The organism is Bradyrhizobium sp. LM2.9 (assembly GCF_054056555.1).
In genome coordinates this window covers 6,043,561-6,063,766 of record NZ_JBSRYJ010000002.1, presented here as the reverse complement: position 1 = coordinate 6,063,766, position 20,206 = coordinate 6,043,561, and the positions used below count along the sequence as shown (strand labels likewise).

At 64.2% G+C, this 20,206-nt stretch carries 18 protein-coding genes and 4 pseudogenes; 13 read left to right on the top strand and 9 right to left on the bottom strand.

The annotated features are described in order from the left end of the window. Nucleotides 1-717 carry a DNA polymerase III subunit epsilon gene (dnaQ, locus tag ACVWW3_RS31250; RefSeq protein WP_456647628.1) on the top strand — a complete coding sequence of 239 codons (717 nt, stop codon included), beginning with the start codon at nt 1-3 and terminating at the stop codon, nt 715-717. On the opposite strand, the gene secB is transcribed toward dnaQ, so the two are convergent. After that, nucleotides 714-1,196, bottom strand: a complete 483-nt coding sequence (gene secB, locus ACVWW3_RS31245; RefSeq protein ID WP_247352580.1) for a protein-export chaperone SecB — start codon at nt 1,194-1,196, stop codon at nt 714-716. The genes dnaQ and secB overlap by 4 nt on opposite strands. Before the next feature lie 419 nt (nt 1,197-1,615). Here secB and ACVWW3_RS31240 point away from each other — a divergent pair, with 419 nt between their 5' ends. Genes ACVWW3_RS31240 through ACVWW3_RS31230 form a run of 3 tightly spaced genes read left to right on the top strand, consistent with a single transcriptional unit; the run spans nt 1,616 to nt 4,429 of the window. Further along, nucleotides 1,616-2,311, top strand: coding sequence for a Tim44/TimA family putative adaptor protein (locus ACVWW3_RS31240; RefSeq protein ID WP_247352582.1), 696 nt, complete (start codon nt 1,616-1,618; stop codon nt 2,309-2,311). Next, a complete protein-coding gene (mltA, locus tag ACVWW3_RS31235; RefSeq protein WP_456647629.1) occupies nt 2,289-3,842 on the top strand; it encodes a murein transglycosylase A in 1,554 nt (517 codons plus the stop codon). Before ACVWW3_RS31240 ends, mltA begins: the two co-directional genes overlap by 23 nt. Further along, nucleotides 3,839-4,429, top strand: a complete 591-nt coding sequence (locus ACVWW3_RS31230) for a Smr/MutS family protein (RefSeq protein WP_456647630.1) — start codon at nt 3,839-3,841, stop codon at nt 4,427-4,429. The genes mltA and ACVWW3_RS31230 overlap by 4 nt, the downstream gene beginning before the upstream one ends. On the opposite strand, the gene ACVWW3_RS31225 is transcribed toward ACVWW3_RS31230, so the two are convergent. The 4 genes from ACVWW3_RS31225 to hslV all read right to left on the bottom strand — a co-directional run bounded on the left by ACVWW3_RS31225 (nt 4,426) and on the right by hslV (nt 8,217). Further along, nucleotides 4,426-5,550 (bottom strand): hypothetical protein, encoded by a 1,125-nt coding sequence (locus tag ACVWW3_RS31225; protein WP_456647631.1) that lies wholly within the window; start codon nt 5,548-5,550, stop codon nt 4,426-4,428. The two genes, ACVWW3_RS31230 and ACVWW3_RS31225, sit on opposite strands and share 4 nt — an antisense overlap. A gap of 29 nt (nt 5,551-5,579) precedes the next feature. Beyond that, on the bottom strand, nt 5,580-6,878 hold the full coding sequence (gene hslU / locus ACVWW3_RS31220; RefSeq protein WP_456647632.1) for an ATP-dependent protease ATPase subunit HslU: 1,299 nt from the start codon (nt 6,876-6,878) through the stop codon (nt 5,580-5,582). 51 nt (nt 6,879-6,929) lie between these two features. Then, nucleotides 6,930-7,547 (bottom strand): DUF2585 domain-containing protein, encoded by a 618-nt coding sequence (locus ACVWW3_RS31215; protein WP_456647633.1) that lies wholly within the window; start codon nt 7,545-7,547, stop codon nt 6,930-6,932. Between the two features lie 109 nt (nt 7,548-7,656). Then, nucleotides 7,657-8,217: an ATP-dependent protease subunit HslV gene (hslV, locus tag ACVWW3_RS31210; RefSeq protein ID WP_456647634.1), complete on the bottom strand. Its 561-nt coding sequence runs from the start codon at nt 8,215-8,217 to the stop codon at nt 7,657-7,659. A gap of 193 nt (nt 8,218-8,410) precedes the next feature. On the opposite strand from hslV, the pseudogene hisB reads away from it, so the two are divergent. The 7 genes and pseudogenes from hisB (at nt 8,411) to coaA (ending at nt 13,177) form a co-directional block, all read left to right on the top strand. Further along, nucleotides 8,411-9,006, top strand: a pseudogene (gene hisB, locus ACVWW3_RS31205) (imidazoleglycerol-phosphate dehydratase HisB). A gap of 63 nt (nt 9,007-9,069) precedes the next feature. Further along, nucleotides 9,070-9,600 carry a DUF2628 domain-containing protein gene (locus ACVWW3_RS31200; RefSeq protein WP_247448247.1) on the top strand — a complete coding sequence of 177 codons (531 nt, stop codon included), beginning with the start codon at nt 9,070-9,072 and terminating at the stop codon, nt 9,598-9,600. Then, the gene (hisH, locus tag ACVWW3_RS31195) at nt 9,597-10,247 is read left to right on the top strand and encodes an imidazole glycerol phosphate synthase subunit HisH (RefSeq protein WP_456647635.1); all 651 of its coding nucleotides are present in this window, start codon (nt 9,597-9,599) and stop codon (nt 10,245-10,247) included. Before ACVWW3_RS31200 ends, hisH begins: the two co-directional genes overlap by 4 nt. Then, on the top strand, nt 10,235-10,981 hold the full coding sequence (gene hisA, locus ACVWW3_RS31190; protein ID WP_456647636.1) for a 1-(5-phosphoribosyl)-5-[(5-phosphoribosylamino)methylideneamino]imidazole-4-carboxamide isomerase: 747 nt from the start codon (nt 10,235-10,237) through the stop codon (nt 10,979-10,981). Before hisH ends, hisA begins: the two co-directional genes overlap by 13 nt. A gap of 10 nt (nt 10,982-10,991) precedes the next feature. After that, entirely contained in the window at nt 10,992-11,768 is a 777-nt protein-coding gene (hisF, locus tag ACVWW3_RS31185; RefSeq protein ID WP_247448248.1) for an imidazole glycerol phosphate synthase subunit HisF, read from the top strand. 103 nt (nt 11,769-11,871) lie between these two features. After that, nucleotides 11,872-12,198 carry a phosphoribosyl-ATP diphosphatase gene (locus tag ACVWW3_RS31180; protein WP_354106405.1) on the top strand — a complete coding sequence of 109 codons (327 nt, stop codon included), beginning with the start codon at nt 11,872-11,874 and terminating at the stop codon, nt 12,196-12,198. A 21-nt stretch (nt 12,199-12,219) separates the two neighbouring features. Then, nucleotides 12,220-13,177: pseudogene (gene coaA, locus ACVWW3_RS31175) on the top strand (type I pantothenate kinase). 403 nt (nt 13,178-13,580) lie between these two features. Here coaA and ACVWW3_RS31170 read toward each other — a convergent pair. From ACVWW3_RS31170 to ACVWW3_RS31155, 4 genes and pseudogenes are all read right to left on the bottom strand, one after another. After that, nucleotides 13,581-14,303, bottom strand: coding sequence for a histidine phosphatase family protein (locus tag ACVWW3_RS31170; protein WP_456672248.1), 723 nt, complete (start codon nt 14,301-14,303; stop codon nt 13,581-13,583). A gap of 103 nt (nt 14,304-14,406) precedes the next feature. Then, entirely contained in the window at nt 14,407-16,632 is a 2,226-nt protein-coding gene (locus tag ACVWW3_RS31165; protein ID WP_456647638.1) for an ATP-binding protein, read from the bottom strand. A gap of 140 nt (nt 16,633-16,772) precedes the next feature. Further along, on the bottom strand, nt 16,773-17,240 hold the full coding sequence (locus ACVWW3_RS31160; RefSeq protein ID WP_456647639.1) for a hypothetical protein: 468 nt from the start codon (nt 17,238-17,240) through the stop codon (nt 16,773-16,775). A gap of 108 nt (nt 17,241-17,348) precedes the next feature. Further along, nucleotides 17,349-18,888: pseudogene (locus ACVWW3_RS31155) on the bottom strand (YifB family Mg chelatase-like AAA ATPase). A gap of 228 nt (nt 18,889-19,116) precedes the next feature. Here ACVWW3_RS31155 and ACVWW3_RS31150 point away from each other — a divergent pair. Beyond that, entirely contained in the window at nt 19,117-19,362 is a 246-nt protein-coding gene (locus tag ACVWW3_RS31150; RefSeq protein WP_247352615.1) for a PilZ domain-containing protein, read from the top strand. Between the two features lie 54 nt (nt 19,363-19,416). Continuing rightward, nucleotides 19,417-20,168: pseudogene (locus ACVWW3_RS31145) on the top strand (IS5 family transposase). Nucleotides 20,169-20,206: the final 38 nt, after the last annotated feature.

The following is a 20,206-nucleotide window of genomic DNA, read 5'->3' as shown; positions in this document are numbered from 1 at the left end:
ATGCGCGAAATCGTTCTCGACACCGAAACCACCGGCCTCGATCCGCTGCGTGGAGATCGCCTGGTCGAAATCGGCTGCGTCGAGATGTTCAATCGCATGCCGACGGGGCAGAGTTTCCACGTCTACATCAATCCCGAAAGGGACATGCCGGCGGAAGCCTTTGCCGTGCACGGGCTGTCGGCCGAGTTTCTGACGACGAAGCAGCTGTTTCACGAGGTCGTCGACGAGTTTCTGGAGTTCATCGGCGACGCGCCGCTGGTGATCCACAACGCCTCGTTCGACATCAGTTTCATCAACGCCGAGTTGGACCGGATCAAGCGCGCGGCGATCCCGCGTGAGCGGCTGGTCGATACGCTGCTGCTGGCGCGGCGCAAGCATCCCGGCGTGTCGAACCGGCTCGACGATCTCTGCTCGCGCTATGCGATCGACAATTCACGCCGAACCAAGCACGGCGCGTTGCTCGACGCCGAGTTGCTTGCGGAAGTTTATGTCGATCTGGTCGGGGCCCGGCAATCGCAGCTGCTCCTGGCTTCGGAAGCCGAGGAGATGCGCGTCAATGGGGCTGCCGATGCGCCGCGGCGGCAGCGGCCGGTGCCGCTCACGCCGCGGATTTCAGACGCCGAGCGCGAGGCCCACCGGGCCTTCATCGCGACCCTCGGCGACAAGGCGATCTGGAACGAGTTCTTGCCCGCTCCAGCCGCCGCTTCGGCCGGTTAGGCCTGACCGGCCGGCGGAGCGGCCATTTGCCGCTCCATGTTCTGACGATAGAGACCGACGAAGTCGACCGGATCCAGCATCAGGGGCGGGAACCCGCCGTCGCGCACGGCGGTCGCGATGATCTCACGGGCGAACGGGAACAGCAGGCGCGGGCATTCGATCATGACCAGCGGATGCAGATTGTCCTTCGGCACATTGGAGATCCGGAACACGCCGGCATAGGCGAGTTCGAACGAAAACATGATCTTGCCGGCGGTCTCGGCCTTGCCCTCGACCGACAGGGTCACCTCGAACTCCTGTTCGCTGAGGTTGTTGGCGCTGACATTGATCTGGATGTTGATCTGGGGCGGCTGGCTCTGCTGCTGGAGCGAGCTGGGCGCGTTCGGATTTTCGAACGAGAGATCCTTGGTATATTGCGCCAGCACGTTGAGCTGGGGAGCCTGGGCCGCTTCGGGAGGGGTGCCGTTACCGTTGGTCATAAGAGTGTCTCCTTACCCGATTGGGCTGAATTTCGCGGCGGTTGGCTAACATAGGGCTACCTCGTTCCACAAGGACGAACGGTCCCGGATGGGGAATTCAGGCCGCGCCGACAGCGGTGTCGTTCACCCCCGCCGATCCAGCCAAGTCGCGCCTTAAACGATTGAAGATGCGCGATTTCCGGGCAGGATCGGGTTTCCCCTTAAGCATAAAACGCGCTACACTCGGTGCTGTGCCAAAAGGCGCCATTGGCCGGGCCAGGTTTCGTGCCTACATCCCACGGACCTGACGCGCGGACCTAAAATGGTGACGTAGACTTGCCGTTTCCGTGTGGAACGGTCTACTGGCCGGATCGATTTTCCCGGCAACGACCCCTTCGGGACGGCTCCTTATCTACAGAAGACTAGAAAGCGAATACGACGTGGACATCTACACCATCATCTTCCTGGCGCTGGCGGTCTTCATCTTTCTGAGGCTGCGCAGTGTGCTGGGGCAGCGCACGGGCAACGAACGGCCGCCGTTCGACCGTAACGCGCTCCAGGGTGCCCAGGACAAGAACGTCGTGACCATGCCGGGCAAGGTCATCGACCAGGCCCCGTTGGCGCCGACGGCCGAGCCGGCCCCGCCCTCAGACCGCTGGAAGGGCCTGACCGAGCCGGGCACCGTGCTGGCGCAGGGCCTGGACGGCATCGTCGAAAAGGATTCCACCTTCGATCCACGCCATTTCATCTCCGGCGCCCGTGGCGCCTATGAGATGATCGTGCTGGCCTTTGCCAATGGCGACCGCCGCGCGCTGCGCGACCTGTTATCGTCGGAGGTCTATGACAGCTTCGATGCCGCCATCAAGGAGCGCGAGAAGAACGAGCAGAAGACCGAGACGCGCTTCGTCTCGATCGACAAGGCCGAGCTCGTCGGCGCCGAGCTGCGCGACCGTACCGCCCAGCTCACGATCCGCTTCGTCTCGCAGATGATCTCGGCGACCCGGGACAAGGCCGGCAACATCGTCGACGGCAGCGCCGATACCGTCGCCGACATCACCGACATCTGGACTTTCGCCCGCGACATCACCTCTCGCGATCCGAACTGGAAGCTGGTTGGCACCGGAAGCGCGAATTAAGGCTTTCCTGAAGACCAGCGCGACGGCGCTTTGCGCAGCTGTCGTCGCGCTATCGTCGTTTTCGCTCGGCGCCGAGGCGGCGCGGCGCCACTATCGCAGCCATCACCATCATCTCCCGGAATTGCCCGCCGCGCCGCCGCGGGCCTTGCCGTATCCGCAGCTTCCCCTGCCATTCGAAATCCCTGGCGCGCAATATCTGCCGCTGGCCTGGGCCGACGTAAAGGGCTGGAGCGACGACGCTCATCTCGCCGCCTATAAGACGTTTCGCGCGAGCTGCCGTCCGATCAGCGCGCAGACCGGCGCTCCCGAACCGAAGGCTTTGGGGGCCTCGCTGAGCGAACCCTGTCGGGCAGCGAAATCACTTGAGCTTGCTGACGACGCGAAAGCCAAAACCTTCTTCGAGGAGAATTTCGCGCCGTTGCGCATCTCCCGCCTCGGGGAGCCCGATGGTTTCGTCACCGGCTATTACGAGCCGGTGCTGGAGGGATCGCGCACGCAGACCGATGTCTACAACGTCCCGGTCTATCGCCGACCCTCGAACCTGTTCGTGCGCGGCTACAAGCAGGATTCGGTCAGCCTGCCCAACAAGGGCCCGGTGTATCGGAAGATCGGCCGCCGCAAGCTCGTGCCGTATTACGACCGCGCCGAGATCGAGGACGGCAAGATCGCAGGCCGCGGACTCGAGATTGCATGGCTGAAGGACCCGACCGATCTGCTGTTCGCCCAGATCCAGGGCTCGGCGCGGATCAAGTTCGACGACGGCGGCACGGTCCGGCTCAACTACGACGCCTATAACGGCTATCCCTATACGGCGGTCGGTCGCATCCTGATCGAGCGCGGCATCATTCCGAAGGAAGAGATGTCGATGCAGAAGATCAGGGAGTGGATGGCGCAGACCCCGGACGGCGCCAAGGAGCTGCGGCGCCAGAACCGTTCCTACATCTTCTTCCGCGAGGTCAATCTGTCCGACAAGGACGAGGCGGTCGGCGCGCAAGGTATTCCGCTGACGGCCGGCCGCTCGATCGCGGTCGACAAATCGCTGCACGTCTACGGTACCCCGTTCTTCATCGAGGGTGAGCTGCCGATCGATTCCGAACGCGCGAAGACGCCGTTCCATCGCTTGATGATCGCGCAGGACACCGGCTCGGCCATCATCGGACCCGCGCGTGCCGATCTCTATTTCGGCGCAGGCCAGGAGGCCGGCCGGGTCTCCGGGCGGCTGCGCCATGCCATGCATTTCGTGATGCTGGTGCCGAAGAGCCTCGATCCCACAGTGCGCGGCGCGCGGCTGCCGGTGCCGGACCCACGGCCCTCGGAGAAGATCGCAAAGCTGTTTCCGCAAACCGAGCCTGCGAAGGATTCGACCAAGGATCCGACCAAGGCGCCGGCTCCGGCCGCAGCCGTGACACAAGGCAAAGGTGAGACGGTCGCCGTCGCCAATCCGGTCCCGCTGCCGGCGCCGCGCCCGGTGATAGAGCCCGTTCGCGAGCCGCGGCGGCCGGTGAAAAATCGTTCCCATCGGCAACAATGAAGCGATCGTCCCGTCCGCCCGTGCCGGAGCCTCGTCCCTCGCCGCGCCGTCGCGCGCTGAGTGAGGAAGAACGCGAGCTGTGGGATACGATCGCAAAGCAGGTCAAGCCGCTGAGGAAGCATCGCGCGGCGAAGGCGCAAGCTGCGCCGCGCACGGAGCCTTCACCCGCCGCGCCTGCCGCGCGGCCTGCGCCATCGCCGCGTCCGATCGCTGCCGTCCCGGCGCCGCGCGTCGCAAAACCGGCCATTCCGCCGCTGGCGCCGCTTGGGAAGCGTGAGCGAACGAAACTCTCGCGCGGGCGCAGCGAGATCGAGGCCCGCCTCGATCTGCACGGCATGACCCAGCTGCGCGCCCATCGCGCGCTGACCGGATTCCTGCACCGCGCCCACCATGACGGCCTGACCTTCGTGCTCGTCATCACCGGCAAGGGGCGAAGCGGCGGCGAAAGCGGCGTGCTGCGCCGCCAGGTGCCGGAATGGCTGAGCCTGCCGGAATTCCGGGCTTTTGTGGTCGGCTTTGAGGAAGCCGGTATCGGCCATGGCGGCGAGGGCGCGCTCTACGTGCGGATTCGCCGGGCGAGATTTTAGAATGGCCGCACGATCCCGACGCGGGGGATCAGCGTGATGATCAGGCCGAAAATATTGGTCTTTTGATCTTCTGACGGAATCGGCGGCGTCTCGCGCGCGGCGGGCAGCATCTTCACCGCGTGCAGGATCAGGAACATGCAGACCCCCCAGTTCGAGATCCAGCGCGAATAGTCGAACACCATCGCGAACATCACGAGATAGGCGAGGCTGACGCCGGCGAGCGCAGCGACCACGAGACGGCGGTGCGTGTCTTTTGCAAGTGCAGCGATCAGGTTCGCAAAATAGCGCCACAGCGGCGTATGCAGCCAGATCAGCAGCGCGAATACGGGCACGCCCAGGATGTTGTGGGGCAGGCGGCCCCAGGTGTCGGAAATCTCCTGCGCCAGCGGCTGGTACCAGATGTAGGCGAATTGCAGCAGCTCGGTCCGCGACGGATCGGCCATCCGGGTTTTCAGATACGCCACGAAATCCGCTTCCGGGATCGGCATCGTTCCCAAAAACTGCGCGGCCAAGAACAGCGCGGAGACGACAAGCAGCGCAATGATGCCGAACGCGACGTTGGTGCGATCGCAGCCGTGCGTCAGATAGTGCCTGATCACCACGATGGTGATGATGGTCGGCACATACATCAAGAGATGGATGTGGTGGACCAGCACAAGGATGATCGAGAACAGCGCGGCCAAAGCCACGAACAGCAGTGAGCCCGCCGGCACCAGCAGCAGGATGATCGCCAGCGCGCAGCCATAGATGTCGAAGTGGCCAAGCGTGTGCATGAAGTTCTTGAGGAAGAACGGCGAGCCCGCGATGAAGACGAACAGCGGCAGCGTCTTTGCGGTGAAGCCGAACGTCTTCTGAAACAGTCTTGCATAAAGGGCGAGCGTCACCAGCCACGTCACGCCGCCAAGCGCGAAGACCAGCCATATCGGCACCTTGTCCGTGAACAGCGCGACGACCGCCCCGATCAGCGCGCGCTTGACGAAGCCGAAATGGTAATCGACCAGAAGGTGGATGTAGGGGACGTAAGGCGGCAGCTGGATCTTGTGAACGAAGACGCCGACGACGACCGCAGCGTTGATCGCGAGCAGAAGGCGCCAGGGGTTTTGCATGATGCGTGCGGTCACGCGGTAACTGATAGCGCGACCGCCCGAAATTACAAAATGAACCGGCTCAGATCCGCGTTCTTGGCGAGGTCGCCGACGTGCTTCTGCACGAAATCCGCGTCGATCTTGACGGTCTCGCCGTTGCGGTCGGGAGCGGTGAAGGAGATCTCGTCCAGCACCCGCTCCATGACGGTCTGGAGCCGCCGCGCGCCGATGTTCTCGACGGTGGAATTCACCGCCACCGCGACGTCCGCGAGCGCGTCGATGGCGTCGTCGGTGATGTCGAGCGTGACGCCCTCGGTCTGCATCAGCGCGACATATTGCTTGATCAGCGAAGCCTCGGGCTCGGTCAGGATGCGGCGCATGTCGTCGCGGGTCAGTGCCTGCAGCTCGACGCGGATCGGCAGGCGGCCCTGCAGTTCCGGCAGGAGGTCGGACGGTTTTGCGACGTGGAAGGCGCCGGAGGCGATGAACAGGATGTGGTCGGTCTTCACCGCGCCGTGCTTGGTCGAAACGGTCGTGCCCTCGATCAAAGGCAACAGATCGCGCTGCACGCCCTCGCGCGACACGTCGCCGCCAGCGCGGCCTTCGCGTGCGCAGATCTTGTCGATCTCGTCGAGAAACACGATGCCGTTATTCTCGACCGCGCTGATCGCCTCCTGCGTCAACTGATCGCTGTCTAGCAGCTTGTCGGACTCCTCGTTGACGAGGATCTCGTGCGAGCTCCCCACCGTCAGCCGCCGCGTCTTGCTGCGTCCCCCGAGCTTGCCGAAAATGTCGCCGATCGAAACCGCGCCCATTTGGGCGCCGGGCATGCCCGGGATCTCGAACATCGGAAAGCCGCCGCCTTGCGTCTCGATCTCGATTTCCTTGTCGTTGAGCTCGCCTGCCCGCAGCTTTTTGCGGAAAGAGTCCCGCGTTGCCGCGCTGGCATTGGCGCCGACCAGCGCGTCGAGCACGCGCTCCTCGGCGGCAAGTTGCGCGCGTGCCTGCACGTCTTTGCGCTTGCGCTCACGGACCTGGGCAATCGCGACCTCGACGAGGTCGCGCACGATCTGCTCGACGTCGCGGCCGACATAGCCGACCTCGGTGAATTTCGTCGCCTCGACCTTCAGGAACGGCGCGTTCGCCAGCTTGGCGAGCCGCCGCGCGATCTCGGTCTTGCCGACACCGGTCGGGCCGATCATCAAGATGTTTTTCGGCAGTACCTCTTCGCGCAAGGAGCCTTCCAGTTGCTGCCGCCGCCAGCGGTTACGCAGCGCGATCGAGACGGCTCGCTTGGCATCGGCCTGGCCGACGATGAAACGGTCGAGTTCAGAAACGATTTCACGGGGAGAAAAGTCTGTCATGGGACCTTAGCTAGGGTCAGATGCGGGGCGGGACAAGCCGCTTTTTCGTCGTCAGATGATCGGCGGACCCGATTGCCATTGTTTCACGGCCTCGATCGGATGGATCAGCATCAGGATATTGAGCGTCAGATTGTCGCGAATATGCAGCGCGAGCATGATTTCGAAGGCGACTCCTAGCAGGACGGTCACTGGGACAGGCAGCAGGCGCGCGGCGAGGAAGCCCAGCATCATGGACAGCGTGTCCGAGATCGAATTGACGATGCTGTCGCCGAAATAATCCAGCGAGATCGTGCCAGCGCGGTAGCGCTCGATGATGAACGGCGAATTCTCGACGATTTCCCAGGTACCTTCGATCAGCATCGCGATGATCAGCCGGGCGGGCCATGAGAGTCCCGGCGACGGCAGGCGCACGAACAGCAGCCAGGTCAATCCGTAGAACAGGAAGCCGTGCAGGACATGCGAGAAGGTGTACCAGTCGGCGATGTGCTGCGAATTCTCCGAGCTGTTCACCACGCCATGCCATAGCTTGACATAGCCGCAGGTGCAGATCGGCACCCGCCCCATCGCAAACAGGATCGAGGCCTGCAGCGCCAGCAATAGCAGCGCGATGCCGACCCAGTAGGTCGGCGGGATCGCCGTCTTGGCTTTCTCGGAAATCGCGAGCGTCATGAATTGCGCATCATCAGCAACGGAGGATCATCGGAAGTAAGGCATTGCTTCGCTTCACCGCTTCGCTCGCAATGACACGGAGCTTAGTTTTGACGTCGAAACCTGGACCCTAGCCGGCCGACAGGGCTTCGATGGTGACGTTGCGGTTGGTGTAGACGCAGATGTCGGCGGCGATGTCGAGGGAACGGCGGACGATGGTCTCGGCGTCCTTGTCGGTGTCGAGCAGGGCTCGGGCCGCCGCCAGCGCGTAATTGCCGCCGGAGCCGATCGCCATCACGCCGGCCTCCGGCTCCAGCACATCGCCGGTGCCGGTCAGGACCAAAGAGACGTCCTTGTCGGCCACGATCATCATGGCCTCCAGCCGCCGCAAATAACGGTCGGTACGCCAGTCCTTGGCGAGTTCGACGGCGGCCCGGGTCAATTGCCCGGGATATTGCTCGAGTTTGGCTTCCAGGCGCTCAAAGAGCGTGAAGGCGTCGGCGGTGGCGCCGGCAAAGCCGCCGATGACGTCGCCCTTGCCGATCTTTCGGACCTTTTTGGCATTGGACTTGATCACGGTCTGGCCGATCGAGACCTGGCCATCGCCACCGACCACCACCGTGCCGCCCTTGCGGACGGTCAAAATCGTGGTGCCGTGCCAGCCCGGCGAGCTGTTTGGGGAGTCCTGCATGAATGAACCTCGTTGTCCGGGCTGATTTAGGCGGTCAGGAGCCGCGGCACAACGGGCCGCTCCGGGCCCGATTTCGCTCACCATAGGCAGAAGTAGCAGCCCGGCCAGCCGTTCCCGCAGTAGCGAAGGTGTCATTTGGCTGTTAAAAGACCCGGCGTTTTCGGCTCAAAACCAGAATGGAAACCGATTTTCCATGCGCACCGCGACGATCAAGCGCAAGACCAAGGAAACCGACATCGAGGTATCAGTGAACCTCGATGGCACCGGCGTATCCAATATCGCGACCGGCATCGGCTTTTTCGACCATATGCTCGATCTCCTCGCCCGCCATTCCCGCATCGACCTCACGGTCAAGGCGGTGGGCGATCTGCACATTGATTATCACCATACCACCGAAGACACCGGCATCGCGCTCGGCCAGGCCATCAAGCAGGCGCTCGGCAACATGGCGGGCATCACCCGCTATGCCGGCGTGCATATGCCCATGGACGAGACGCTGTCGCGCGTGGTCATCGACATCTCGGGCCGCCCGGTCCTGGTGTTCAAGGTCGACTTTCCCCGCGACAAGATCGGCGAGTTCGACACCGAGCTGGTGCGCGAGTGGTTCCAGGCCTTCGCCATGAACGCCGGCGTGACTCTCCACGTCGAGACCCCCTATATGGCGATAACAGCCACCATATCGCCGAATCCTGCTTCAAGGGTCTGGCGCGCGCGCTGCGGACGGCGGTTGCGATCGACCCGAAGACGGTGGGCGAAATCCCGTCCACCAAGGGCTCGCTCGGCGGCTGACATCTCGGGCCGGCGGCACGCGCCGCTTGCGGTATCACTGAAATTAGAGAACGGGGCATCACCATGCCTGTCTACACAGTTCATGCTCCCTCTCCTGCCGGAGCCGATCTGCGCGCGACCGACAAGTTCGTCTTCGTACGCGACGGCTTCCATTTCTGGGCGATGATTTTCGGCCCGCTCTGGCTGCTGTGGAATCGGCTGTGGCTGGCGCTGATCGGCTGGGTGATCTTCGTTGCCGCGTTCAACGCCGGGCTGTCCAGCCTCGGAATCGGACGCAGCTCGATCTTCTTCGCCGACATCATCGTCGCGCTGCTGATGGGTTTCGAGGCCTCCAGCCTGCGCCGCTGGACGCTGTCGCGCGGTAAATGGCGGCAGCTCGACGTGGTGATTTCCGACGACGAGGACACCGCCGAGCGCCGCTTCTTCGAGCGCTGGAGCCAGAAGCAGCGCGGCATCGTCAACGATCAATGGGCCGTCGATCGCGGTGGCCCGCCGCCGACCCGCAACGTGCCGGGGCAGCAATTCTCAAGCCCGCCGCCGATGCCGGCGGGCGGCATCATTGGTTTGTTTCCGGAACCGGGAGGGTCAAGATGAGTGTCGCCATCATCGATTACGGTTCCGGCAATTTGCATTCCGCCGCCAAGGCGTTCGAGCGCGCTGCGCGCAGCATGGAGAACCCGCAAAAGGTCTTCGTCACCAGCGATCCGGACCAGGCCTACAGCGCCGATCGTCTGGTGCTGCCGGGCGTCGGCGCCTTCGCCGATTGCCGGCGCGGGCTCGATGCGGTCAACGGCATGGTCGAGGCGATCACCGAGGCAGTGCGTGTCAAGGCGCGGCCGATGCTCGGCATCTGCGTCGGCATGCAGCTGTTCGCCACCCGCGGCAAGGAACATGTCATCACGCCAGGGCTGAACTGGGTCGGCGGCGACGTCGAGAAGATCACGCCGCGCGACGAAAGCCTGAAGATCCCGCACATGGGCTGGAACACGCTCAATGTGCTGCGCGAGCATCCGGTGCTGAACAAGCTGCCGCTCGGGCCCAAAGGCCAGCACGCCTATTTCGTGCACTCCTATCACCTCAATGCCGCCAACGAGGCGGACGTGCTCGCGCGCGCCGATTACGGCGGGCCTGTCACCGCGATCGTCGCAAAGGATACGGCCATCGGCACCCAGTTTCACCCCGAGAAGAGCCAGCGCTTTGGTCTGGCCCTGATCTCGAACTTCTTGCGATGGAAACCGTGATTCTCTTCCCCGCGATCGACCTCAAGAACGGCCAATGCGTGCGCCTCGAGCAAGGCGACATGGCGCGTGCGACCGTATTCAACCTCAATCCCGCCGCGCAGGCCGAGAGCTTTGTTGCGCAAGGCTTTGAGTATCTCCACGTTGTCGATCTCGACGGTGCGTTTGCCGGCAAGCCGGTGAATGCCGAGGCGGTCGAGGCGATGCTGAAGACGATCAGGATTCCGGTGCAGCTCGGTGGCGGCATTCGCGATCTCGCGACTGTCGAAGCCTGGCTCGAAAAGGGCATCACCCGGGTCATCATCGGCACCGCCGCGGTGCGCGATCCTGAATTGGTGAAGGCTGCCGCAAAAAAATTCCCCGGCCGCGTCGCGGTCGGCCTCGATGCACGTGACGGCAAGGTCGCGGTCGAAGGCTGGGCCGAGACCTCGCAGGTGACGGTGCTGGAGATCGCGCAGCGTTTCGAGGATGCCGGCGTCGCCGCGATCATCTTCACCGACATCGCGCGCGACGGCCTGCTCAAGGGCCTGAATCTCGATGCCACCATTGCGCTCGCAGATGCGATCTCCATCCCCGTGATCGCCTCCGGCGGCTTCGCCTCGATCGAGGACGTCAAGGCGATGCTGACGCCGCGCGCGAAAAAGCTCGCCGGTGCGATTGCCGGCCGCGCGCTTTACGATGGCCGCCTCGAACCGGCAGCCGCCCTCACATTGATCCGCGACGCGCGCGCCGCCTAGGAGCTGACACATGTTCAAGGTGCGCGTGATCCCCTGCCTCGACGTCAAGGACGGCCGCGTCGTCAAGGGCGTCAACTTCGTTGACCTGCGCGATGCCGGCGACCCCGTCGAAGCGGCGATCGCCTATGACGCCGCCGGCGCCGACGAGCTCACTTTTCTCGACATCACCGCGACCCATGAGAACCGCGGCATCATGCTGGACGTGGTCCGGCGCACCGCTGAAGCCTGTTTCATGCCCGTGACCGTCGGCGGCGGCGTGCGTGAGGTCAACGATATCAAGACGCTTCTGCGTGCCGGCGCCGACAAGGTCTCGATCAACAGCGCCGCGGTGTCGCGGCGTGAGTTCGTCAAGGAAGCCGCCGAGAAATTCGGCGGGCAGTGCGTGGTGGTCGCGATCGACGCCAAGCGGGTCAAGCGCGCCGGTGGCGGAGAGCGCTGGGAGATCTTCACCCATGGCGGCCGCAACTCGACCGGCATCGACGCCATCGAATATGCCCAGGAGGTGGTCTCGCTCGGCGCTGGTGAAATCCTGCTCACCTCGATGGACCGCGACGGCACAAGGCAGGGTTTCGACATCCCGCTGACCCGCGCGATTGCCGACAGCATTCCCGTTCCCGTGATCGCCTCGGGCGGTGTCGGCAATCTCGACCACCTCGTCGACGGTATTCGCAACGGCCACGCCACCGCCGTGCTGGCTGCCTCGATCTTCCACTTCGGGGAATTCACCATCCGCGAAGCCAAGGAGCACATGGCCCGGCGCGGGCTGGCCATGCGCCTCGATGCCTGACGACTCCCGTCCATAAAAATGCTACACGATTGGCGGGACCGGCTTGTCCCGTCAGATAACCGGCCAGGGCAATCGGCCAAGGCGCGTTTTCCGAGTATTTTGTATGCCGCGTTTCACGATCCACGATCTGGCCGAGACCATCGACGCCCGCGCGGCAGCGGATGGCGAGACGTCCTATACCCGCAAGCTTCTCGACAAGGGCGCCGAACATTGCGCCAAGAAGTTCGGTGAGGAAGCAGTCGAAACCGTAATCGCAGCAGTCGAAAACGATCGCGCGCATCTGATCGCGGAAGGCGCCGATCTGCTCTACCATTTCCTTGTGCTGCTCAAGGTCCGCGGCGTAAAGCTGGAAGAGGTCGAAGCCGCATTGGACAAGCGGACTTCGATGTCAGGGTTGGAAGAGAAGGCGTCGCGCAAGGGCGGCAACTAGCCGAGGTGGAAAGATCGCGTCATGGATATCCGCGCACCCGAGCAGCAGTATAATCCGTACCGCGTCTATACGCGCGAGCAATGGGCGCGGCTGCGCGACGACACGCCGATGACCCTGGAGCCGGGCGAGTTCGATCGCCTGCGCTCGCTGCACGACCGGCTCGATTTCCAGGAAGTCGAGGACATCTACCTGCCACTGTCGCGCCTGCTGTCGATCTATGTCGATGCCATGCAGCGGCTCTATTACGCGGAGCGCCAGTTCCTCAACATCCGCGACCGCAAGGTGCCCTACATCATCGGCGTCGCCGGTTCGGTGGCGGTTGGAAAATCCACCACGGCCCGCGTGCTTCAGGCGCTGCTGGCGCGCTGGTCGCCGCGTCCCAAGGTCGAGCTGATCACCACCGACGGATTTCTGTATCCCAACGCCGTGCTGGAGCGGCAGGGCATCATGCAGAAGAAGGGTTTTCCGGAGAGCTACGACCTGCCGCTGCTGCTCAGCTTTCTCTCCGACATCAAGGCCGGCCGCCGCCATGTGCGCGCGCCGGTCTATTCGCATTTGACTTACGACATCGTGCCGAACGAGTGGGCCGAGATCGACCAGCCCGACATCCTGATCGTCGAGGGCGTCAACGTGCTGCAAACAGGCAAGCTGCCGCGCGACGGCAAAGCCGTGCACCGTGGTCTCCGACTTCTTCGATTTCTCGGTCTATATCGATGCCGACGAGGCGGCGTTGCGGCAGTGGTACATCCGGCGCTTCCTGTCGCTGCGCGACACCGCGTTCACCAATCCGAAATCCTACTTCAACCGCTACGCGCTGTTGTCGGACGAGGAAGCCACCGCCACCGCGATCGCGATCTGGGAGCGTACCAACCTCGCCAATCTCGAGGACAATATCCTGCCGACCCGCCCCCGCGCGACGCTGATCCTGAAGAAGGGCGCCGACCACACGGTGGCGAGCGTGGCGCTCAGACGGCTGTAGCTTCGTCCTGCAGCGCGATCAATCATGGCGTTGGAAGTCGGAATGAAGCGTCCAAGATATCTCCCGACCGCCGCATTTCTGGCAACGGCTCATCTCTTGTTGGCGTTGAGCACTCTTCTCATCAGTCATTCCCTGGCGATGGGACGCTTCGACTCGGCTGGCAATATCAGCCAAGCCGAAAGTCTGGCCAGGGCACTGACAGACACGCTCTTTTGGCCCGTCTCTCACGTCCAGACCAAGGGATTATCGGCCGCGCTACAATGGGGAGCTGTTCTTGGAAACAGCATCCTTTGGGGATCTGTCCTTGCGGTGCCCGTGTGGCGATTGGGACGATCGCTGAGCGGTCAAGGTGCCGGCCTCCAACGACGCGTTTGAGTGGCCTGGGAAACATCGCGGGCAGCGTCTAATCACAGAATCTCGAGGATAATGCCTCGCCCGGCCGCCCACATGGTGCTCCGGCCGGTATGTCGCTCTTGCTCCAGCCGTCACTTGCCTGCCTTCGCGCTCCAATCGGCAGGCTTGATGCGCCCCACGAAAGCCGCCGCACCGGTGGTACTTGCCCGGTAGGCGAAGGCTTCGCCTTCCTGCACGTCGCCGGCGTCCTTGCCGAAGGCATCGGCGATGTTGGTCTTGTGCGTAACGAGGAACGTGTTGGTGCCGGCCTGCGGAGCCGCATCGACGAGCTGGCGTACGGCGCCCCCCCCCCCTGTCCGGCCTTTGCATTTGCACCGGTCGGGTTTGCCATTCCCGATGCGCTGGCGTTGCTGCTGTCCGTCAATGCTTCGACCGGCTTGACCTCGCGGCCGGAGATCAGCTTGCCCGCCTCGATCGCGCGGTTCAGCCTACTGGTGTAGACATCGCCGATCGGGATCGCGAGTTCCCTGATCGACGTCCCGATCTGGCGCGCCATGTCCCGGCCCTTTCCACTGAGCTGACGCTGGGCGCTCATGTCGTCGAATTTGAAAGGGTAGACATCCTTTTGGCTGTCGTCGGTGGCGGTGTGCCGAAACACCAGCACGTAGCCGCCTTGCTTGAGCGAGGCGATCAAGTCCGGCGTGTCGGCCGCGTTGGCTTGGGTGGAACCACAGAGAAGGGATATGACGGCGAGGCGGCAAAGCACGTTCATGCGCGACATCCTCCGTTGCAAATGCCCCGGAGAATGGTGACGCGCGACGCGGTCGATTTCAATTATCGATTGCCGGCCGATCAGGTTCCCATGAAATTCCAGGTCAGATCGCCAGATGCCGCGCCGCCGCCAGCCCCGCCAGCGCCTCTTCCAGCTTCTCGCGATCGAGCGGCTTGATCAGAAACCCGTTCATGCCCGCCTCGAAACAGGCGTAGCGATCTTCCACCAGCGTGTTGGCGGTGAGTGCGAGGATCGGCGTGTGGTGGCCGCCTTTGGCCGCCTCATGCGCACGGATGCGCTTGGTCGTTTCGATGCCGTCGAGCTGCGGCATCTGGATGTCCATCAGCACGAGATCATAGGGCGTACCGGCCGATGACGCGCCGAGCCAGGATTCCAGCGCGGCCTCGCCATGGACGGCGATGACGACGCGGTGGCCGAGTTTCGTCAGCAGCGAGCGCATCAACAGCGCGTTGATCTCGTTGTCCTCGGCGACGAGAATCGACAGGCCTTTCGCCGGTACCGCGCCGGTGGATTGGGCCGGTGGCTCCGGCGCGAGATCGGGCGAGGCGACCTCCGGGGTCAGCGCGAGGCGTGCAGCGAGTGAGGCCGCGCGAAGCGGCTTGACCAGGAAGCCGGTGAAGGCCGGCGAAACTTTCTCGTGGCGCGAGCCCGATGTCAGCAGTACGAGGCGTTGCATCGCATGCCTGCGTGCGGCTTCGCCGAGGCGGTCAGTGATGGCGGCGCCAAGCGCACGATCGATCAGCACCGAATGCCATGAGCGTTCCGGCAGCAGCGCGTCCGCCACCGCCGCGTCGGTCACCATACAGGTCTGGCCACCCCAGCGCTCCAGCCGCCGCGCGATCAGCGAGGCCTCGATACCGTCGGCGATCAGCAGGATCGACTTGCCGGCAAGATCAGGGCTCAAGAACGCCTTCGGTTCTGCGCCGGCGTGTGATGGCGCGAGCGGAATCGCGACCTCGAAGGTCGAGCCCTTGCCCGGCTCGCTCGTGAGCGTGATGCGGCCGCCCATGCGCTTGACGATGCGCTCGCTGATGGCGAGGCCGAGGCCGGTGCCGCCATAGGTGCGCGCGATGCGCTCGTCGGCTTGCTCGAATTCGCGGAAGATGCGCTGTTGTGCCTCCGGTGCGATGCCGACGCCGGTGTCGCGCACCAGGAAGCTGATCTCGTTCGGCCAGATGCCGGGCTCGACGATCAGCGCAACGCCACCACTCGCAGTGAACTTGATGGCATTGCCGGCAAGGTTGAGCAGAACCTGGCGCAGCCGCGCGGCGTCGCCGACCAGTTCGAGCGGCAGGCGCTCGTCGACATAGGCGGCGATCTCGAGGCTCTTTGCCTGCGCGCGCGGCGCGAGCAGCTCGGTGATGTCCTCGATCAGGGCCGACAGCGCGAAGGGACGCTGCTCGAGATCGAGCTTGCCGGCTTCGATCTTGGAATAGTCGAGCAACTCCTCGATCAGCGCCATCAGCGCTTCGCCGGAGGTCTTCACGGCCTTGGCGTAGGTCGTCTGCTCCGGCGTCAGCGTGGTGTCGAGCAGCAGGCCGCCCATGCCGATGATGCCGTTGAGCGGCGTGCGGATCTCGTGCGAGGCCATGGCGAGGAAGCGCGATTTGGCGCGGTTGGCGGCGTCGGCCTGGTCGCGGGCGTCGGACAGCGCACGCTCCGTCTCGGTGCGGTCGGTGACATCGCGTCCGACACTCTGCAATTCGGCGGGCTGGCCGGCGTCGAGGCGGACATAGCCTTCGCGCCAGGCAATCCAGCGCGCGCCGAGGGGGGTTGCGATCTTCTGGTCGTGAATGCGCGTGCCGTTGCTCTCGCGGGCGCTGTCACCCTGCTCCAGCACGTCGAAATCAAAGCGCGTGCCGACCAGCGCGCCGCGCGCCTGCACCGCGAGCGCGCAATAGGCTTCATTGGCGAAGGTGATGCGGCCGCTTGTGTCGCGCAGCACGATCAGATCGCCCTGCTGTTCGAACAGGCTGCGGGCGCGTTCTTCCGCTTCCTTCAGCTCCCAATTGCGGTCGATCAGCGCTTCGTTGTGGGCGGCCAGCGCACGCATCCGCTTGTTGACGAAGCGCAGGCGCATGCTGAGCGTGGCAAGGCCGAGGCAGGAGAGCGCGAACAGGAAGCTGGCGCCGATCGCAAACGCGTTGGGATCGTAGCCGGAATTCTCCGACCGGCTGCCGGAGACAAAGCCATAGGCGCCACCGAAGGTCGCCGAGAAGATCATGAAGGAGCGGATCGCGAAGGCGATTTTGGGGTACTGCCGCCTGAAGCGGCGCATGCGCACCTTGATCCGGAACGTCCGACCCATCGCCACCGACCTGACTGTTTTCTTAAAACCCTGTGCTCGCTGTAAACGACGATGTCCCGCCGACCTTGCGAACAGTTTGAGGTCTTGCGGCCGCCTCCAAACAGGGTTGACGAAGCGTTAACGGCTCAGAGCGAGGCGGCTCAAAGCGAAGCGGCCTGGAGATGGCGGTGGCCGCTGCGGGCGCCGACGATCAGCGCCGCCGCCTCGCGCTGCGAGAACGTCTTCGAGCGCACATAGACGCTATAATCCGCCGGCCCCTCGGTGGAGAGATAGATCACCTGGCCGCCATCGACGGGCTGCGCCGCAATCGAGATCAGGCGGGTCGAAGGATTGGCCTGGCAGGTCTCCGATTCCGAACCGAGGCCGTCGTCGACGACGGCGAAGTCTGCCGCATCCGCATCCTCGGTGATCTGAACCCGCACCGTGGCCAGGGCGGGATCATCGGTGAAGGCGACGTGCAAGCCGGCGGTCCAGAACAGCGACGTTAGCTCGACCGAGGTTTCGCCCAAGGCGATGCAGGGATGCGAGACCGATCCGATCTCGCTGCGGGCAAACACCGCAGCCGCGAGCAGGGGAACGACCGAGGCCAGGATCTTGAAACGCAACATGACACGCTACTCGCCGGGCCCTGGGAAACTCGTGGCGGGAACTGATGGGCCTTATGGTTTGCAGAGCGTAAAGGAAACTCGTTACCGCCGGGTTGATGCGCGTTCACATCACGCCATCTGGCGCACATCCTCCGCGAGTGCGCGGTAGGACAGCGCCTCGGCGAGGTGCAGCCGGCCGATCTTGTCGGCGCCGTCGAGGTCGGCGAGCGTGCGCGCCACCCGCAGCACGCGGTGATAGCCGCGCGCCGACAGCCGCATGGTCTCGGCGGCGTCACGCAGCAGTTTTTGGCCTTGCGCATCCGGCTTGGCGATCTCCTCCAGCACCGAGGCCGGCGCTTCGGCATTGGTGCGGACCTTCGGCAGCCCCGCGTCCGCGTAGCGCGCGAGCTGGATGTCGCGCGCCGCCGCCACGCGCGCGGCGACCTCGGCCGAACCCTCCGCGGGCGGCGGCAGGATCAAATCGGCCGCGGTCACTGCGGGAACCTCGATGCGCAGGTCGATCCGGTCCATCAGCGGTCCCGAGATGCGGGCCTGGTAGTCGCCCGTGCAGCGATCGATGCGGCCGCGCTTGCAGGCATAGCCGGGCTCGAACGCATTGCCGCAGCGGCAGGGATTCATCGCCGCGATCAGCATGAAGCGCGCAGGGTAGGTGACGCGGTGATTGGCGCGCGACACCGAGACCTCGCCGTTCTCCAGCGGCTGCCGCAGCGAATCCAGCACGCGCGGATCGAATTCGGGCAGCTCGTCGAGGAACAGCACGCCCTGATGCGCGAGCGAGATCTCGCCGGGCCTTGCGCGCATGCCGCCACCGGTGAGCGCGGCCATGCTGGCGGAATGATGCGGCGAGCGGAACGGCCGCCGCGCCGTCAGCGCGCCGCCCTCGATCTCGCCGGCGACGGAGGCGATCATCGAGACCTCCAGCAGTTCGCCGGGTGAGAGCGGTGGCAGGATCGAGGGCAGGCGCGCCGCGAGCATCGATTTGCCGGCGCCAGGGGCGCCGATCATGAGCAGATGATGCCCGCCGGCGGCCGCGATCTCCAGCGCCCGCTTGGCGCTCTCCTGGCCCTTGATGTCGCGCAGGTCGAGCAGCGAGGCGGCGGCTTCGTGCACCTTCGGCACCGGCCGCGACAGCACCTGCGTCCCCTTTGAAGTGGTTGGCGATCTGAATGAGTGAACTTGCGGCGATGATCTGGATGTCCGGGCTCGCCCACGCCGCTTCGGAGCCGCAAGCCGCCGGACAGATCAGTCCCTCCTCGCGCACATTGGCGCCGATCGCGGCGGGAAGAACACCGGCCACCGGCGCGATCGATCCGTCGAGGCCGAGCTCGCCCAGAACGGTGAAGCCGGTCAGCGCATCCGGGGGAATCGCGCCGATCGCTCCCATCAGCCCGAGCGCGATCGGCAGGTCGTAATGGCTGCCCTCCTTGGGCAGATCGGCGGGCGCGAGATTGACGGTGATCCGCCGCGCCGGCAGCGCCAGGCCCGAGGCGATCAGCGCCGAGCGGACCCGCTCGCGGGCCTCCGACACCGCCTTGTCCGGGAGACCTACGATCGCGAAGGCCGGCAGACCCGGCGCGACCTGCACCTGCACGTCGACCGCGCGGGCCTCGATCCCCTCAAAGGCGACGGTAGAAACCCGCTGAACCATGCTCGAACCAGCCTGCCCTCTTGCACAATTAGGGGTAGCAGAGCGGGGCGGTTCTTGCAAGAACAATACGGGAACATGTTGAGGGGAGCTCGAAGGCCCTAACCAATTGTAAACACGACCAGGACACTACGCCTCGAATGCGCACGGCTGTCCTCAGCACATTCCAACGAATGTCCGCTACTCCTAAGGCTGCGGGATGGGCCGTGGTCTAACGGGTGAACAATTCAAATGCTTGCAAATCGCCGGAGAAGCGAACGTCGGGGCTGCACTCGGCTCGCCAAGATTCACTTTGGCTCGGGCTCGCTGCCGAGGGATTGCACGATCACGGATATTTCGGATGGCGGCGTGAAAGTGGTGGCCGAGTTTCTGGAAGTGCCGCCGCAATTCACCATCATCTTCGCGCCCGACTATTCCCGTCAGTGCCGCCTGCGCTGGCGCATCGGCTGCGAGTTCGGCGCTGAATTCACGGACTAGGGTCTGTTGGGATTCAGGATTCTCATCGGGGCTTGGTTGTGATTCAAGCTTGGGATGGACCGATTCGTTTTGACTGACGCCCAATGGGCGAAGATGGAGCCGCATTGTCTTGGCAAGCCGGGAGATCCGGGCCGCAGCGGCAAGGACAACCGACTGTTTGTCGAGGCCGTTCTGTGGATCGCCCGAACCGGCAGTCCCTGGCGGGATCTGCCGGCGATGTTCGGCCACTGGAATAGCACATTCACGCGCTTTCGCGACTGGGTGAAGGCGGATGTCTGGAAGCGGCTGTTCGAGGCCATCTCCGACGATCCCGACATGGAATACGCCATGGTCGACGCCACCATCGTCAAGGTCCACCGCCACGGTCAGGGCGCAAAAGGGGGACGCAAAGCCAGGCGATCGGCCGCTCGAAAGGCGGCATGACCACCAAAATTCTGGCGCTCACCGATGCGCTCGGCAATCTCGTGCGCTTCGTGCTCCTGCCGGGACAGCGTTTCGATACGGTGGGCGTGCCGCCGCTCATCGAGGGATTGGCCTTCAACGCGCTGATCGCTGATAAGGCCTTCGATAGCAACGCCATCATCGCCGAACTCGAAGCGCGTGGCGCCAAAGTCGTCATCTCCCAGCATCCGCGCCGTGCACAGCCTCTCGCCATCGACAAGGAGATGTACAAATGGCGGCATCTCATCGAGAACTTCTTCGGCAAGCTCAAGGAATTCAAGCGCATCGCAATGCGCGCCGACAAGACCGACCAGAGCTTCACTTCAATGATCTATCTGGCCGCGGCCGCGATAAACTCCAGATGAATCCCAACAGACCCTAGGCGAGCATGATCCGGAAAAGT